This is a genomic window from Streptomyces sp. NPDC001700 (assembly GCF_053596435.1).
In genome coordinates, this window is sequence record NZ_JBSFGE010000018.1 from 31,695 (window position 1) to 47,892 (window position 16,198).

The 16,198-nt window shown below is 72.5% G+C and carries 15 protein-coding genes; 2 read left to right on the forward strand and 13 right to left on the reverse strand.

Translation table 11 applies throughout. From position 1 onward, the window contains the following. Positions 1-51: 51 nt before the first annotated feature. The 4 genes from ACWC5C_RS29095 to ACWC5C_RS29110 are packed head-to-tail and all read right to left on the reverse strand — an operon-like array spanning position 52 to position 5,545. Positions 52-1,098, reverse strand: coding sequence for an oligopeptide/dipeptide ABC transporter ATP-binding protein (locus ACWC5C_RS29095; RefSeq protein ID WP_450880117.1), 1,047 nt, complete (start codon positions 1,096-1,098; stop codon positions 52-54). After that, positions 1,073-3,058, reverse strand: coding sequence for a dipeptide/oligopeptide/nickel ABC transporter permease/ATP-binding protein (locus ACWC5C_RS29100; protein WP_450880119.1), 1,986 nt, complete (start codon positions 3,056-3,058; stop codon positions 1,073-1,075). The genes ACWC5C_RS29095 and ACWC5C_RS29100 overlap by 26 nt, the downstream gene beginning before the upstream one ends. Then, complete coding sequence (locus ACWC5C_RS29105) at positions 3,055-3,996, reverse strand: ABC transporter permease (protein ID WP_450880121.1); 942 nt, start codon at positions 3,994-3,996, stop codon at positions 3,055-3,057. Before ACWC5C_RS29105 ends, ACWC5C_RS29100 begins: the two co-directional genes overlap by 4 nt. A 19-nt stretch (positions 3,997-4,015) precedes the next feature. Continuing rightward, positions 4,016-5,545 (reverse strand): ABC transporter substrate-binding protein, encoded by a 1,530-nt coding sequence (locus tag ACWC5C_RS29110; protein WP_450880123.1) that lies wholly within the window; start codon positions 5,543-5,545, stop codon positions 4,016-4,018. Between the two features lie 255 nt (positions 5,546-5,800). Here ACWC5C_RS29110 and ACWC5C_RS29115 point away from each other — a divergent pair, with 255 nt between their 5' ends. Next, the gene (locus tag ACWC5C_RS29115) at positions 5,801-7,258 is read left to right on the forward strand and encodes an aldehyde dehydrogenase (protein ID WP_450880125.1); all 1,458 of its coding nucleotides are present in this window, start codon (positions 5,801-5,803) and stop codon (positions 7,256-7,258) included. On the opposite strand, the gene ACWC5C_RS29120 is transcribed toward ACWC5C_RS29115, so the two are convergent. The 9 genes from ACWC5C_RS29120 to ACWC5C_RS29160 form a co-directional block, all read right to left on the reverse strand. Then, the gene (locus ACWC5C_RS29120) at positions 7,246-7,644 is read right to left on the reverse strand and encodes a Zn-ribbon domain-containing OB-fold protein (RefSeq protein ID WP_450880127.1); all 399 of its coding nucleotides are present in this window, start codon (positions 7,642-7,644) and stop codon (positions 7,246-7,248) included. The two genes, ACWC5C_RS29115 and ACWC5C_RS29120, sit on opposite strands and share 13 nt — an antisense overlap. Before the next feature lie 32 nt (positions 7,645-7,676). Further along, the gene (locus ACWC5C_RS29125) at positions 7,677-8,855 is read right to left on the reverse strand and encodes a thiolase C-terminal domain-containing protein (protein WP_450880129.1); all 1,179 of its coding nucleotides are present in this window, start codon (positions 8,853-8,855) and stop codon (positions 7,677-7,679) included. Between the two features lie 9 nt (positions 8,856-8,864). Next, a complete protein-coding gene (locus ACWC5C_RS29130) occupies positions 8,865-9,326 on the reverse strand; it encodes an acyl dehydratase (RefSeq protein ID WP_450880131.1) in 462 nt (153 codons plus the stop codon). Positions 9,327-9,339: 13 nt separating this feature from the next. Continuing rightward, a complete protein-coding gene (locus ACWC5C_RS29135; protein ID WP_450880133.1) occupies positions 9,340-9,933 on the reverse strand; it encodes an FAS1-like dehydratase domain-containing protein in 594 nt (197 codons plus the stop codon). Further along, positions 9,930-12,419, reverse strand: a complete 2,490-nt coding sequence (locus ACWC5C_RS29140; RefSeq protein WP_450880135.1) for a CaiB/BaiF CoA transferase family protein — start codon at positions 12,417-12,419, stop codon at positions 9,930-9,932. The genes ACWC5C_RS29135 and ACWC5C_RS29140 overlap by 4 nt, the downstream gene beginning before the upstream one ends. Further along, positions 12,416-13,267, reverse strand: coding sequence for an SDR family oxidoreductase (locus tag ACWC5C_RS29145; protein WP_450880137.1), 852 nt, complete (start codon positions 13,265-13,267; stop codon positions 12,416-12,418). Before ACWC5C_RS29145 ends, ACWC5C_RS29140 begins: the two co-directional genes overlap by 4 nt. Further along, positions 13,264-13,503, reverse strand: coding sequence for a ferredoxin (locus tag ACWC5C_RS29150; RefSeq protein WP_385437359.1), 240 nt, complete (start codon positions 13,501-13,503; stop codon positions 13,264-13,266). Before ACWC5C_RS29150 ends, ACWC5C_RS29145 begins: the two co-directional genes overlap by 4 nt. After that, the gene (locus tag ACWC5C_RS29155) at positions 13,500-14,705 is read right to left on the reverse strand and encodes a cytochrome P450 (protein WP_450880139.1); all 1,206 of its coding nucleotides are present in this window, start codon (positions 14,703-14,705) and stop codon (positions 13,500-13,502) included. The genes ACWC5C_RS29150 and ACWC5C_RS29155 overlap by 4 nt, the downstream gene beginning before the upstream one ends. A 112-nt stretch (positions 14,706-14,817) precedes the next feature. Further along, positions 14,818-15,603: an SDR family NAD(P)-dependent oxidoreductase gene (locus ACWC5C_RS29160; protein WP_450880142.1), complete on the reverse strand. Its 786-nt coding sequence runs from the start codon at positions 15,601-15,603 to the stop codon at positions 14,818-14,820. A gap of 91 nt (positions 15,604-15,694) precedes the next feature. Here ACWC5C_RS29160 and ACWC5C_RS29165 point away from each other — a divergent pair, with 91 nt between their 5' ends. Further along, positions 15,695-16,135, forward strand: a complete 441-nt coding sequence (locus tag ACWC5C_RS29165) for a nuclear transport factor 2 family protein (protein ID WP_450880144.1) — start codon at positions 15,695-15,697, stop codon at positions 16,133-16,135. Positions 16,136-16,198: the final 63 nt, after the last annotated feature.

A 16,198-nucleotide genomic window follows, 5' to 3' on the forward strand; every position in this document is an offset into this window, starting at 1 on the left:
TCACCTGATAGCCAAGGTCCCTCCATGGGACGGAGTATACCGGAACCCTTATCAGGGTTGGCGCCCATGTCCGTTTTCCGTCAGGGAGAGGCCGGGAAGCGACGTGCCCGCGTCGGGGTGGCCCGAGCCCGGATCGTACCGGTGGCAGCTCAACTCCACCTGGCCCACCGTGGTGCGGGCGGGCCGCGCCGACCAGCACACCTGAGCCGTATGCGGGCAGCGGGGCGCGAAGGGGCACCCCACCCCGTCCACGGCCCCGGCTGCCGCCGTCGAGGTCGACACCGAGGCCCGCCGCACTTGGCGGCGCTTGCGCTGCAGCGCCGGATCCGGCACCGGGGCCGCCGCCACCAGCGCGCGGGTGTACGGATGGCTCGGCCGCAGACACACCTCGGCGGTCGGCCCCGACTCCATGACCCGGCCCCGGTAGAGGACGACGACGCGGTGCGAGATGTGCCGTACGACCGCGATGTCATGGGCGATGAACAGATACGCCACCCCCAGCTCCGCCTGGAGCGCGGCCAGCAGATTGATCACCTGGGCCTGGGTGGACACGTCCAGCGCGCTGACCGGCTCGTCGCAGACGACCAGACGGGGCGAGACCGCCAGCGCCCGGGCGATGGCGACGCGCTGCCGCTGACCGCCCGAGAACCGCGCCGGATGCCGGTCCGCCGCGTCGTCGGGCAGCCCGACGGCCGACAGCAGCCGCCGGATCTCCGCACCCGCCTGCTCCCGGCTCGTCCCCGTCCGCCGCAGCAGCGGCTCGGCGAGCGTCTTGCCCACCGGATGGCTCGGGTTGAGGGAACTGTACGGGTCCTGGAAGACGACCTGCAGCTCGGACGCGAGCGCGCGGCGGGCGCGCGCGGACGCGTGCGTGATGTCCGCGCCGTCGAACGAGATCCGCCCCTCGGCGGCGCGGGTGAGGCCGAGGACGGCCCGGCCGATGGTCGACTTGCCCGAGCCGGACTCACCGACCAGGCCGACCGTTTCGCCCGGTTCGACGCGCAGGCTCACCCCGTCCACCGCGCGCAGCGGCGCGGAACGGCGGCCGGGCGCCGGGTAGGTGACCGCGAGGTCAGACAGCTCCAGCAGCGCGCTCATGGTCCACCGCCTTCCAGGAGTCGGCACGGATACAACGGGCCGCGCGCGGGCCGCCGGACGCGGGGTCGCGCACCAGCATCGGCACGGGCGCCGCCGAACAGGCCTCGGTCGCGAACGCGCAGCGCGCGGCGAACCGGCACCCGGCCGGCCAGTCGCGCGGCTGCGGCACCGTCCCCTCGATGGCGGGCAGCGGGCCCGCCGTCTCCTCGCGCTCCGGCGTGGAGCGCAGCAGGGCACGGGTGTAGGGGTGCAGGGCGGCCGTGAAGATCTGGTCGACGGTGCCCTCCTCGACCACCTGCCCGGCGTACATCACCACCGCCCGGTCGCAGATGTCGGCGACCACCCCGAGGTCGTGGGTCACCAGGATCATCGCCATGCCCAGCTCCGCCTGGAGCGAGCGCAGCAGATCGAGGATCTCGGCCTGCACGGTGACGTCGAGGGCGGTGGTCGGCTCGTCCGCGATCAGCAGATCGGGCTCGCCGGTCAGGGCGAGCGCGATCGCCGCGCGCTGCGCCATGCCGCCGGAGAGCTGGTGCGGATACGAACGGCAGATCTGCTCCGGGCGCGGGATGCCGACCAGGCTCAGCAGTTCGACGGCGCGTGCCCGGGCCCTGGCCTTGTCCAGCCCGCGGTGCCGCCGCAGCGGTTCGACGAGCTGGGACCCGATGGTGAAGCACGGGTCGAGCGCGGTCATCGGCTCCTGCGCGATGTAGCCGATCCGCTGTCCTCGGTACGCCGCGAGCCGCTTCTCCGGCATCCGGGCGAGGTCCGCCCCGTCGAACAGGATCTGTCCCTCCCCGAGGTGTCCCGCGCCCGGGACGAGGCCGAGGACGGACAGCGCGGTGACGGTCTTACCGCAGCCCGACTCGCCCACCAGGCCGACGGTTTCGCCCGGCCGGACGTCGAAGCCGACACCGTCGACCACGGGTTGGTCGCCCCCGTCCGCTTCGGGGAAGGACACCACGAGATCCCGGACCCGGAGCAGCACGCCGTCGTCGTCGGGCTCCGTCGTACCGGATCCGCCGGGGAGGGGGCGGCGGCCGAAGAAGCGTCCGGTGGCCGCCGCTCCCCGGCCCGCGGGGGCCGCGTCGCGCAGCGCGTCGCCGAGGAAGTTGAAGGCCAGGACGGTGAGGACCAGCACGCCCCCGGTCGGGACCATCAGCCAGGCGTCCTGGTTGATGGCGGTGGCGGCCTCGGCGATGCCCGCTCCCCAGTTGGGCGCGGGCGGCTGCGGGCCGAGGCCGAGGAAGCCCAGGCCGGACTGGATCAGCAGGGCGGTGCCCAGGGTCAGCGAACTCTGGATGAGCACGGGCGCGATGACGTTGGGCAGCACGTGCCGTACGACGATGCGGGGCGCCCGCAGCCCCGAGACGCGGGCGGCGTCGACGTACAGCTCACCGCGCACGGCCGTCGTCGTCGCCCGCACCAGCCGGATGATGGCGGCGGAGAAGATGACCCCCAGGGCCCCCATGGACACCGCGAACCCGCGCCCGTACACCGCGACCACCGCGAGCAGGATGATGATCACGGGCAGGGCCATCAGCGCCTCGGCGATCCGGCTGATGACGGCGTCGGCCCAGCCACCCCGGTAGCCGGCCAGCAGCCCGAACGGGATGCCGATGAGGAGTGCGACCAGGACGGCTTCGCCGGAGCCCAGCAGGCTGAGGGCCCCGCCGTGCATCAGCCTGCTGAGCACGTCGCGGCCGAGCGAGTCGGTGCCGAGCCAGTACGTGCCGGACGGGCCCTGGTAGACGCGGCTCAGATCCTGGTCGAGCGGGTCGTGCGGGGCGAGCGCGGAGGCGAAGAGGCTGCCGAGGACGACCACGGTGATCCACCCCAGGCTCAGCCAGGTCCCGGGGCGGCGCAGCACGCCGCGCGCGCGGCCCGCGCCCTTCTCGCCCGCACGCCGGTGGCGGCCCGGCCCGGCCGCCACGGCCTCGGTGTTCACGCCGACGCTCATGCCCGCCTCGCCTTCGGGTTGAGCCAGGCGTTGGCGACGTCCACGAGGAGGTTCGCGGCCAGCACGATGCTGGTCGTGAACAGGACGACGGTGAGCACCACGGGGAAGTCCTTTCCGTTCACCGCCGAAAGGGTCAGCGCCCCGAGGCCGTTCAGCGCGAAGACCTGCTCCACGATGACGGTGCTGCCGAGCAGACCGATGAACTGGAAGCCGACGCTGGTCACGATGGGAATGGAGGCGTTGCGCAGCGCGTGCCGGAAGATCAGCGAACGGTTGGAGACGCCGGTGGCGCGCAGCGTCCGGATGTAGTCCTTGCTGAGTACGTCGAGCATCGCGCCCCGGGTCTGCCGGGCGACGGTGGCGATGCCGACCGCCGCCACCGACAGACACGGCAGGGTGATCGAGGCGAGCCAGCGGCCGGGGGACTGGGCGAAGGGCACATAGCCGGTGGCGGGCAGCCAGCCGAGCCGGATGGACAGCAGGAAGACCAGCAGCACGCCCAGCCAGAAGCTGGGGACGGCCATGAAGAAGCTGAGCACGCTCTGCCCCGCGCGGTCCAGGCGCCGCCCGCCGATCGCGCTGAGCACGCCGACGGCCACCCCGGCGACGACCGTCAGCAGCACGGCGCCGACGACGACCGAGAGGGTGATGGGCAGCCGGGCGCCGACATCGGCGGTGGTCGGCCTGCTGGTGAGCAGCGAGGTGCCGAAGTCGCCGCGCAGCACATGCGAGAGCCACGACCAGTACTGGGCGGCGAGCGGCCGGTCGTAGCCCATCTTCCGGTCCAGCGCGGCGACCTGCTCGGCGGTGGCGCCGTCGCCCAGGATGGTGCGCGCCGGGGATCCGGGGATCAGGTTGACCAGGCAGAACGCCACCGTGGCGATGCCCCATAGCATCGGGACGACGACCAGGAGCCGTCGGAGGACTGTCCTGAGCACAGCACTTGCTCCTCAAGGCTCAGGAGGCGGGCTCCAGGCCCCTGACGAACGGCAGCGACTCCAGCGGCACGTAGCTCATCTCCTTGACCTTCTTCGGGTTGTAGAAGTAGTAGGTCTTGCCGATGTTGGTGACGACGAAGAGCGCCTGGTCGACGACCTCTTTGGAGATCTCCTCGTATGTCGCCCGCTGCCGCGCCCCGGTCTCGGCCGCGGCCTTGTCGATCAGCTTGTCCAGCTTCGGGTTGTCGACCCGGTACGGGTTGTACTGGCCGTTCTGGCGCAGCAGCCGGTTGGCGTCGATGGGCGTGCCGATCCAGTTGTAGAACCAGGCGTACAGCGGGTTCTTGTCGGAGAGGCGCAGCGCCTGGTACTCCGGCAGCGACACGTTGTGGATCTTGATGCGGATGCCCGACTTCTTCAACTGCTGGGCGAGCGCCTGCCCGTAGCGGTCGAAGAAGAGCACGGCGGTGTTGGTGACCGTGAGGTCGATGCCGTTCGGGTAGCCCGCCTCGGCGAGCAGCTTCTTCGCCTTCGCCGGGCTGTACGGATAGGCCTTGTCCAGCGCCTTGACGTACCCGGGCTGGCCCGGGGGGAAGATCTGGGTGGTGGGCTGGCCCTCGCCCGCGGTCGCCTGGAGCGCCTTGCGGTCGACGGCGTAGTTCAGCGCCCTGCGGACCCGTACGTCGCCGAGCGCCTTGACCTGGCGGCCGCTGCGGTCGTTGACGTTGAGCGCGGTGAAGTAGCTCAGCGAGGAGGAGACGGAGAGGCCCGCGGCCTTGGCGGCCGGGACGTCGTCGAGGGTGCCGATGGCGCCGTCGATCTGCCCCGAGCGCAGGGCGTTCAGGGACGCGGTGGAGTCCTGGATGATCGGGAACACCAGCTTGTCGAACTTCACCGACTTCGCGTCCCAGTACTTCGGGTTCTTGACGAAGGTGTACTTGTCGCCGGGTGTGGTGGCGGCCGTGTCCAGGGTGTACGGCCCGGCGCCGACCGGCTTCTTCTTCAGCAGCGCCGGATCTTTGAGCGCCTTCGGGCTCGCCATCTGGCCGAGCACGGCGGAGAAGACGAGCGGCAGCGAGGGGTCCGGCCGGGACAGCTTGATCCGCACCTGGTCCGGCGCGGTGACCGTCACCTTGCTGATGGCGGCGATCTCGTCGGTCCTGGGACCTTGGACGGTCTTGCCGTGGTCGAGGTTGGCCTTCACCGCGGCGGCGTCCAGTTTGGTGCCGTCGGAGAAGGTCACGCCGTGGCGGATCGTCATGTCGAAGGTCGAGGGGTCGGCGTAACTCCACTTCGTCGCGAGCCCCGGCGCGAACGACCCGTCCGGGTTGCGGTGGACCAGGCTGTCGTACGCGGCCTGCTGAGGCTGGAGGAACGGGCCCCAGTCGTTCTTGAAGGGGTCCCACTGCGAGACGACGGTGGTCGTGCCGAGGGTGAGGGTGCGGTTTCCGCCCCCCGATGAGTCGCCGGAGGAGGAAGAGCCGCACGCGGTGAGGCCGCCCGCGGCCATCACCGTCACCAGCCCGACCGCCGTGAGTTGTACCCGCATAACGCCTCCTTGGGCCCGCTGGGCTGTCCACACGATTGCCCCAGGTGTTCTGACCCGTCAAGGCTTTCTATGCGATTCCTGCGCATAGATTCGGGGACATGGCTCACGGTAAGCCCGTCGCCGCCCGGATGGCCAGATCCGTGCACCGCCTGTTCAGAAGGGTGTGCGCGGGGACTCCTCCCAAGGTGTGCGATCTCGACTACAGTGCAATCCATAGTCATGGTTTATGGAGACGCCCGGTTGAAGGAGACGCCCATGGTCGCCACCGCCCCCGTGGACCGGCAGCGGATGTATCTGGGCGGGGCCTGGACCGCGTCCCGGGGAGGCACCCCGCTCGACATCCGCAACCCCGCCAACCAGGATCTCGTCGGCCGTACCGTCCTCGCCGCCCCGGAGGACGTGGAGCGGGCCGTCGCCGCCGCGCGCGCCTCGTTCGACTCCGGTGTCTGGCGGCAGACGCCGCGAGGGGACCGTGCCGAGGTGCTGGAGCGGGCGGCCGATCTCCTCCAGGAGCGGTCCGGTTACCTGGTCGACCTGCTCACCAGCGAACTGGGCTGCCCCCGCTGGTTCAGCGCCGCGGCCCATGTGCCCAACCCCATCCGGCACCTGCGCTACTACGCCGGTCTGGTGCGCTCCACCGACCCGGACGAGCAGCGCACCGACGACGCGGGCAACATCAGCCTCGTCACCCAGGAGCCGGTCGGTGTCGTCGCCGCGATCACCCCGTGGAACGGGCCGCTCAGCTCGCCCATGCTCAAGATTGCCCCGGCGCTGGCGGCGGGCTGCTCGGTGATCGCCAAACCCGCCCCGGAGGCCCCGCTCACCCTCTTCGAGCTGGCCGAGGCGCTGGCCGAGGCGGGCCTGCCGCCGGGTGTCTTCAACCTCGTCCCCGGCGACCGGGACGCCGGGGCCCACCTCGTGGCCCACGAGGGCGTCGACAAGGTGGCGTTCACCGGATCGAGCGCCGCCGGGAAGCGGATCATGGCCGTCTGCGCCGAGCGCGTCGCCCGCGTCACGCTGGAGCTGGGCGGCAAGTCGGCGGCGATCGTGCTCCCCGACGCCGACCTGGAAGCGTTCGCCAAGAAGATCCTGCCCATGGCGCTGATGGTCAACGGCCAGGCGTGCATCGCCCAGACCCGGATCCTGGCCCCCGCCACCCGGCACGACGCCCTCGTCGAGGCGCTGGCCGCCGCCTTCCGCGAGGTCCCCGTGGGCGACCCGTTCGCGGCCGGGACCGTCGTCGGCCCGCTGATCAGCGAGCGCCAACGGGACCGCGTGGAGGGTTATCTGGCCACCGGCCGCACCGAGGGCGCCCGGGTCGTGGCCGGGGGAGGGCGCCCCAAGGGCCTCGACGCGGGCTGGTACGTCGAGCCGACGCTCTTCGACGGGGTGCACAACGGCATGCGGATCGCCCGCGAGGAGATCTTCGGCCCGGTCGTCGCGGTCATCCCGTACCGGGACACCGACGAGGCCGTGGCGATCGCCGACGACTCCCCGTACGGCCTCTCCGGCTCGGTGTGGACCGCCGACCCGGAGGCGGGGCTCGCGGTGGCGCGGCGGCTGCGCACTGGCATGGTCAGCGTGAACGGCCATCCGCAGGCGTACGGGAGCCCGTTCGGCGGGTTCAAGGAGTCCGGCATCGGGCGCGAGATGGGCCCCGAGGGACTGCGGGCCTACCAGGAGACCAAGTCGATCGCGGTTCAGCCGGGCTGAACGGCGATCGGGACCGCTTCGCCGCCCTCGGGGGTCTCGAAGCCGATGCGCACCGGGTGGCCCGCCCGGAGCGCCGCCGGGTCGATGTTCCGTACCCGCACGGTGATCCACGGCCCCTCCGCCAGCTCGACGTACGCCACCACCGTGGGCGGCACCGCCGCCGCGTCCGGGCCGCGCGCGGGGATGACCGTCCAGGTGACGACCTCGCCGAGGCCCGACGACTCCCGCCACTCCAGCGGCGCGAGAGGAGCACATGGGCAGACCGTCGCGGCTGGCGGGAGGTAGCCGCCGCACTCCTTCGACCAGCGCAGCAGCAGGACACCCCGGGCCGCGGCGTCGAAGAACTCCGCGGAGTGTTCGTCACGGGTGAGAGGGGAAACGCTCACTGGCCCAGTCCTTCCGGATTCCTCGCGGGTGATCAGGGGTGCGGATGCGGGCTGAGGATCAGCGTCGCGTGGTGGTCGAGTACCCCGCCGTTGCCGCTGACCAGGATCGCGTCGGCGCCCGCGACCTGCCGTGGGCCGCCGTCGCCCCGCGCCTGGATGACGCCTTCCGACAGCGGCGTCATGCCCCACATGTAGTACGAGGAGAGCTGGCCGCCCCCGGTGTTCGTGGGATGGCTGCCGCCCGGCGCGAGGGCCCCCGAGGCCACGAACGCGCCGCCCTCGCCCTTGGCGCAGAATCCGTAGTCCTCCAGGGACACCAGCGTCGTGAAGGTGAAACAGTCGTAGATCTCGCGGACGCCGATGTCGGACAGCGAAAGACCGGCCATGGCGAGCGCGGCCGGACCGGACGTGGCGGCCCCCGTGACCAGACCGAAGCCGCTGCCGCGCGCCATCGGGTGTCCGGGGTGGCCCTGGCCCCAGCCGAGGACGTACACCGGCGGCCGGGCCAGGCTCCGGGCCCGCTCGGCGCTCGTGACGATGACGGCGATCCCGCCGTTGCTCACCAGACAGCAGTCGAACAGCCGCAGCGGATCGGCCACCACACGGGACGCCTGGTGGTCCTCCAGCGTCAGCTTCCGGTCCCTCATCTGCGCCCGCTCGTTGAGCGCCGCCCACTGCCGGGCGGCGACGGCCACCGCGCCCAGCTGCTCGCTCGTCGTCCCGTAGCGCTCCATGTGACGGCGGGCGGCGAGCGCGTACTTCGCGGCGGCGCTGTCCAGACCGGCGGCACGCACCAGCCCGTCCAGGGCGGACGCCTGCCGGGCGGCGCCGGTGTACGCCGCACCGCTGCCCGCGCCCTGCCGAAGCGGCGCGTCCGCGTACACGCAGGCGACCGCCTCCGCCTGCCCCGCACTGATCGCGAGGGAGGCGTACTGCACCATGGCGCACGCGGAGGAGCCGAACCCCTGCACCGTGGAGAGCAGCCGCAGCTCCCCGATGCCCAGCGCCGCCTGGAGCGGCAGCCCGATGTCGCCGCCGACGCCCGGGTTGATGAGCAGCCCGTCGAGTTCGGCGAGCCCGAGCCCGGCGTCCTCGGCGGCCAGGGCGACGGCGCGCACCGCGAAATCCGTCGCCGTACGCCCGTACACCTTGCCCATCTCGGTGATGCCGAGACCGGCGATGGCGGTCCTGCCGGACAGCTCGTGGGACATCCGGCCTCCTCAGCCCGTGCCGTCGGCGCGCAGCGGCAGCGTCGCCCGGACCGTTCCCGGGCCGACGGTGACGCCCGAGGCGTTCTCGCAGCGGACCTCGATGTCGACGGTCCCCGGCCCGTCCTCGGTGGTCACCGACACCACCCGGGCGTGCACCCAGGTGGTGTCGCCGACGACGTTGAACGCCCGCATCCGGAAGCCCCTGATGCCGCGGATGGTCCCGGCCGGACCGATCCAGTCGCGGACGATCCGCTCCCACATCCCGAGCAGCAGGGAGGTGTTGGCGTACATCTCGGGCGCGCCGGTGGCCCGCGCGTAGTCGGTGTTGTGGTGGATGGAGTTGAAGTCGCGGTTGGCACCGGCGGCCAGGACGAGGCGGTAGACGGGCAGCGGATACGCGACGCTCGGCAGCTCCTCTCCCTCGCGTACGTCCTCGAAGCGGCGCTGTCCCGCAGTGGGGCTCGCGGTCATCGTCCGGCTCCCTTCATCGTCCGGATCCTCTCGGGGTCGGCTCGTAGGCGTAGGTGCTGGTGCGGATCCTGGCGACGACCTCGCCGTCCGCCTCGGTGACGATGTCGCTCTCCCAGGTCAGGAACGCGCCACGGCCCACCGAGGTCTCCTTCGGCACGCAGCCCACCAGCCGTCTGCCGCCGCGCCCCACGCGCTCACCGGCCACCACCGGGCGCAGGAAGTCGAGTTCGATGCCGGTGGCGAAGAAGCCCGTGGTGGGCGGGCCGAGCGGCATGTCCTGGTTGTTGATCGGGCTGTGCACGGGCTGCGCGTCCCGCTCGGCGGAGTCGAACAGCGTCTGCCCCGGTTCCCACATCGGCGGGATCGTCCAGGTGATGACGCCCGTGTACGGCATGGTCACATCGGCGAAGCCGTGCGCGCGGGCCACCGCCGGGTCGGTGTGCAGGGCGCAGTCCAGCTCCAGCGGCTCCAGGAAGCGCCGGATCGCGCCGCGCTCGACGGGATCCGCGCCGAAGACGGTGGCGCCGTCGGAGAAGTCCCGCCCGACCGCGTCCACGACCGGCTTCCAGGCCGCCTGCCAGTCCCCGTTCTCACCAGCACCGTTCACACCAGCACCTTCTCTTCTTCGAGGGTGCGCAGCCGCTCCTCGGAGTAGCCGAGGAGTTCGCGCAGGACGTAGGCCGTGTGCTGGCCGAGGGTCGGCGCGGCGCGGCGGACCGAGCCCGGGGTCAGGGAGAGCGCCGCGCGGGGGCCTTCGACGACGGTCTCGCCGTGCACCGGGTGCGGCAGCCGGACGAGATGGCCTCGGTGGAGCAGCGCCGGGTCGGCGCACAGGTCGGCGCTGGACGCGGAGAGATGGGCCGGGACGCCCGCCGCCTGCAGCTGGGTCTCGGCCTCCCGCGCGGTGCGGGCGGCGGTCCACGCGGACAGGTGGGCGTCGAGTTCGGCCTCCCGGGCACGGCGCCCGGCCGCGGTCGCGAGGGTGGGGTCGGCGGCGAGGTCGGGGCGCCCGGTGACGTGCGCGAGCCGCCGCCACTCCGTGTTGTCGCGGGCGGTCAGGGCGACGTAGCGGAGTGTGCCGCGCTCCGGGCGGCAGGGGTAGACACCGTGCGGTACGAGCGCTTCGTCGGCGTTGCCGCGCCGCTGGACCACGGTGCCGTCGGCGGCGTAGTGCGCACAGTAGGGCGACAGGAAGAAGATGCCCGACTCGACCTGGGAGACGTCGATGTAGCACCCGCGTCCGGTCCGCTCGCGCTGTTCGAGCGCGGCGAGCAGGGCGACGAGGGCCAGCCGGGGCCCGACGTAGTCGGTGTACGGGCCGAAGGTGCCGATCGGCAGGTCGTCCGGCCAGCCGACGAGGTTCTGGAAGCCGCTGAGCGAAGCGCCGGTGCTGCCGTACCCGGCGAGCGCCGCGTGGGGACCTGTCTGCCCCATCAGGGACGAACTCACCACGATCAGGCGGGGGTTGTGCTCCCGCAAGGTCTCCTGGCCCAGTCCCCAGCGGGCCATCCTGCCGGGTGAGAAGGACTCCACCACCACATCGGCCCAGGCGGCGAGGTCGGCGGCGACCGCGCGCCCGGCCCCTCTGCCGAGATCCAGGGCGAGGCCGTACTTGCCCGCGTTGGCGTTGCCGAAGAGGGCCGAGTTCTCCACCCCCGGCACGCCCCCGTGGAACGGTGGCATCAGCCGCGAGGTCTCGATCCGCCGGCTGGACTCGACGCGTACCACCTCGGCGCCGTGGTCGGCGAGCGTCCGTCCGACGAGGGGACCGGCGACGACCCACGACAGGTCCAGCACCCGCAGGCCGTCCAGCGCGGGGGCCGGTGCCCGGTCGGCCACCTCCGCGCGCACCTCGGCCCGTCGCGGGGTCGCGGTCCACTCGGCGCGCACCTCGTCGCTGTGCTCGCCCAAGCGCGGCGCGGGACGCCGTACGCATGGGTACGGAGAGTCGCTGACCTGGGCGAACCGTCCCGGCAGCGTGACCTTGCGCGGCCCGTCGCCGACCGCCGTGAAGTAGCCCCGGTGGGCCAGTTGGGGGCTCGCGGCCACATCGGCCATGTCGGCGATGCCGATGCACAGCAGCCGGTGCTCGACGGCGGCGTCCATGATCTCCGCCTTGGTCTTCCCGGCGAACCAGGCGCGGATGTCGCGGCGCGCCGCCTGAAGGTCGTCCTGGGTGACCTCGCCGCTCTCCACCCGCTCCGGCAGCAGCCGCCAGTCCCATGCGGCGAAGCGCGGCTCGCAGGCGCCCTCGCCGTGCAGCAGCCGGAAGAAGGTGTTGGTGAAGCTCCCCGAGGCGGGGCCCATCGCGAGGTGGAACTCGACCACGCCGTCCCGGCACGCCCACTTCTTCATCGCGCTCGACGTGGCGGCGCCGCTTCCGCTCTGGTCCGTACGGGCGGCGGCGCGGGCGACCGGAGCGCGCTGCCACTCGGGGTTGTCGTCGCCGACGGCGTCGGCGAGCGCCCGGCCGAGGGTGGCGAGCGGCAGACACGCCTGGACGGAGACGTCGACGAGCTGGCCGCGCCCGGTGGCGCGGCGGGCGAGGCAGGCGAGCAGCGCGCCGGACGCGGCGTCGGCCGACGCGTGCAGATACGCCTGCGGAACGCTGATGCGCACCGGCGGCCGGTCGCCCTCCCGGTGCGGGTCGAGCGGCCCTCCGGCCGCCCAGAGCACCAGGTCGCTGTCGGCGTAGTGGGCCTTGGGGCCGGTGAGCCCGAACGGCGTGATGGACGTGTAGATCAGGTGCGGGTGGGCGCGCAGCAGCCGCCGGTGGCCGAGGCCGCGTTCGGCGAGCCAGGCGGGGGAGAGCGAGGTCACCAGGATGTCGGCGGCGCCGATCAGGGCTTCCAGGGCGGCGATGCCCTTCGGCGCGTCCAGGTCGAGTGCGATGCCGCGCTTGTTCGCGGCGTACGTGTGCCAGTAGAGCGAGCCGCGCGGTGTGCCGCCGGTGAGTGGGGGGTGGCGGCGGGCGGGGGAGCCCCGGGTGGGCTCGACCTGGACGGTGTCGGCCCCGAGGTCGGCGAGGAGGCGGCCGCACAGCAGCCCACGCGCGTCGGTGAGATCGAGGACCCGTACGTGTTCCAGCATCATCGGCGCGGGCTCCTGCGTCCGGCTTCGAAGATCGCCGAGGTGTCCGCGAAGCGCTCGGCGAGAAAGGGTGAGGACCCGGGCGCGCTGGTCATGCCCCCGTCGACGCACAGGGTCTCCCCGGTGATGAAGCGCGCGGCGTCCGTGGCCAGGAAGGTGACGGCCTCGGCGATGTCGTCGGCGTGGATCGGCCGTCCCATCCACGCGGTCTCCGCCATCTTCCGCTCCGCGCCCGCCAGGTCGGCCGCGTCCCCGGTGGTGACGTCGGCCATCATCGCGGTGACGGTCGCGCCGGGGACGACGGCGTTGACGCGGATCAGGTCGGCGCGCAGCTCGGCGGCCACGGACCGGGTGAGGCCGATGACCGCCGCCTTGGCCGCGCTGTAGGCGTGCGGCCCCTGGCCGCCGGAGAGCCCGGCGGGGCTGGACGTCGAGATGACGCACCCGGACCGCCGGGGACGCATGACCCGGGCGGCGTGCTTCATGCCGAGGAATACCCCGCGCAGATTCACCGCGAAGGTACGGTCGACCTCCCCCATGTCGGCCGTGCCGATCGGCCCGATGGCCCCGAGGACCGCGGCGTTGTTGAACATGATGTCGAGCTGCCCGTAGCGCCGTACCGCCTCGTCGACCAGCGCCGCGACGTCGTCCTCGGCGGCGACGTCCGCGGTGAGCACGGTGAGGCGGTCGCCGTGGCCGGACGGGGTGTCGGGGCCGTCCGGGCCGGGGCCGAGCAGATCGCCCGCGACGACGGCGGCGCCCTCGGACAGGAATCGACGCACGGTCGCGGCGCCGATCCCGGACAGGCCTCCGGTGACGACGGCGACGCGGCCTTCGAGGCGGCCGGTCACGGCTCGCCGCCGGTCGTGGCGGGCGCCGGTGCCCCGCCGAGCAGGGTGATCGCCATCTCGGGGCAGGCGCTCTCGGCGTCGGCCGCCTGGCCCAGCAGCGGGGCGGGTACGGGGAGTTCGGTGCCGCGCTGCTCGACGAACCCCTCTTCGTCGTCGCTCAGCAGATCGGGTGCCACGGTGTAGCAGCGCCCGTGGCCGGTGCAGCGGGCCGCGTCGAGGCGGAGCCGGGCGGTCATGCGTCCCACTCCAGCGGCAGGCTCATCAGCGTCAGCTGGCTGCCCCGCTCCACCAGCGGCGCGTCGGACGCGATGCGGTAGTGGGGGATGCGTTTGTGCCATTCGCGCAGCACGATGGCCAGCTCGACCCGGGCCAGGTGCATACCGAGGCAGCGGTGCGGACCCGCGCCGAATCCGAGGTGCTGGTTGACGCCCTTGCGGCCGAGCCGGAACGTGTCGGGCTCGGGGAACTTGCGCGGGTCGCGGTTGGCCGACCCGATGCCGAGCCACACCACCTCGCCCGCGTCCAGCCGCAGCCCGTCGAGTTCGACGGGGCGGGACACCTCGCGCCCGGCCTGGATGACGAGTGGATACAGCCGTATGAACTCCTCGACGGCGGCGGGCACGGTGCCCGGGTCCCCGATGAGGGTCGCGCGGTCGTCGTCGTGCCGCGCGAGGTGCCAGAACATGTAGCCGAGCGCGCTGCGGGTGGTGTCGAGCCCCGCCATCGTGAGCGTCAGGCACACGGTGAGGATCTCGTCGTGGGTGAGCGGCTCCTCGTCGGCCCCGCGACGGGCCTGGACCAGGCGGGACACCAGGTCCACGGCCGGGTCGAGCGGGTTACGGCGGCGCTCCCGCACCCGGGCGTCGAAGTAGTCGGTGATGTTGGCCGACGCGGAACGGGCGCGCTCCGCGTCGCCGGTGAAGATGCCGCCGAAGACGTCCTCGACCCAGGGCACGAAGAACGCGCCGTCCGAGGTGGGCAGGCCGAGCAGGTCGAGGAAGACATCGGTGGGGTAGCGGATGGCGAACTCGGCCACGAAGTCGCACCTCCTGTGGGGGCGCAGCTCCTCGATCAGCTCGACGCAGCGGGCGGTGGCGAAGGGCTCCATCCGGCGGACCGCGGCCGGGGAGAAATACGGATTGACCACGCGGCGGAGCCGGGCGTGCTCCTCCCCGCCGAGCTGCTGGGGAAGCAGGTCGATGCCGCGTTCGGGGTTGAGCGCGCTGGTGACCTCGTTGGTGAACGTGTCGGGGTTCTGGAAGCCCTTGAGCACGTCGTCGTACCGGGTCAGCATCCAGAAGCCGCGCTCCGTGGTGTCGCTGAAGTGGTAGCGGCTCGCCTCACGCTCGTGGTCGAGAAGGTCGTAGTGTCCGGCGGGAGCGGTCGTACTCCGGTAGTCGGTGTGACTCACGGGGCACTGCTGGATCTGCTCAGACATCGCCACGGCTCCTCGTTCGCTCGTGCGGCCCGTTTGTCGCCCCAACATGACCTGAGGGTTCAGCCCAAGTCAATAACCATGCGCATAGTTCCGGGGTGTGCTCGGCGGCAGGTCAGTCGCGCATGCCGCGCCACGCCGTCGTACCGCCGTCCACGGTGTAGACGGCGCCGGTGATGAACGACGCGTCGTCGGAGGCCAGGAAGCAGACCAGCTTGGCCACTTCCTCCGGCCGCCCCATGCGCGGGATCAGATGGGTGCCCGACATCCGGCGCTCCTGCGCGGCGCGGTCCTCGGCGACGCCCAGCCGGGCGCGGCTCATGGGGGTGTCCACGGAGCCGGGGCAGTAGCAGTTGCACCGCACCTCGGGCGCCAGGTCGATGGCGCAGGCGCGGGTCAGCTGGATCACCCCGCCCTTGCTGGCGGCGTACGCGGCCGCCGGGTATCCCGTCAGCCCCGCCACCGACGAGGCGTTCACCACGGAGGGGCCCCGGTCCGAGGCGCGCAGATGTGGCGCGGCGTACTTCGTGGCCAGCCACATCGCCTTGAGGTTGATCCCCAGCACCGCGTCCCAGGCGTCCTCGGGCAGCGTCTCGAACGTCGCGCCGGGCGCGAAGGCCGAGTCCAGGACGCCCGCGTTGTTCACCAGGACGTCGATCCCGCCCATGGCGTCCGCCGCGGTGGCCACCATCTCCTCGACCTGTGGCGGGCGGCGCAGGTCGACGGTGATCGCGACCGCCTTCGCGCCCAGTGCGCGCACCTCGGTGGCGGCCGACTCGGCGGCCTCCGGGGCGATGTCGGCCAGCGCCACGTGTTCGGCGCCACGGGCCGCGGCTTCGAGGGCGATGGCGCGGCCCATGCCCTGGGCGGCCCCCGTCACGAGATAGCGCTTGCCCGGCACTCGTACACCCCCCAGCGGAAGTAGTGTGCATATCATGCGCCTGGTTTTGAGGTAGGGTCAAGACGCGGCACACCCGGGGAAGGACGTAGCCATGGACCTTGAGCGACGACTGCGGGACGTGGAGGCCCGGCTCGCCATCCAGGAGTTGGCCGCCCGCTACTGTCTCGCGATCGACGACCGCGACTGGGAGGCGCTCGCCGCGCTCTTCGACGCTGACGCCACCATGCCCATACGCGGCGCGGAGGTGCGCGGCCGGACCGAGGTGGTCGCGGCCCTGCGCGAACGGCTCGCCCCGGTCGCCCGGTCCGTCCACGCGCCGCACTCCTGCGTCCTCGACGAACTGGACGAGGAGCGCGCGTCGGGCACGGTGCTGGGCCACGTCGAGCTGGGCCTGACCGACACCACCCACGTCGGCGCCCTCCGCTACGCCGACCGCTACCTGCGGCGCGGGGACCGCTGGGTCTTCGCCCGGCGCGAGATGACCTATGTCCACATGGGTCCCTGGTCCGAGGTCGGGCGCTCGCTGCTCTGAGGGCCCGCCGCTTCGGGTCCGGCCCCTTAAACCAGTCGCATGTTTTGTGCTTCACTCGTTTTC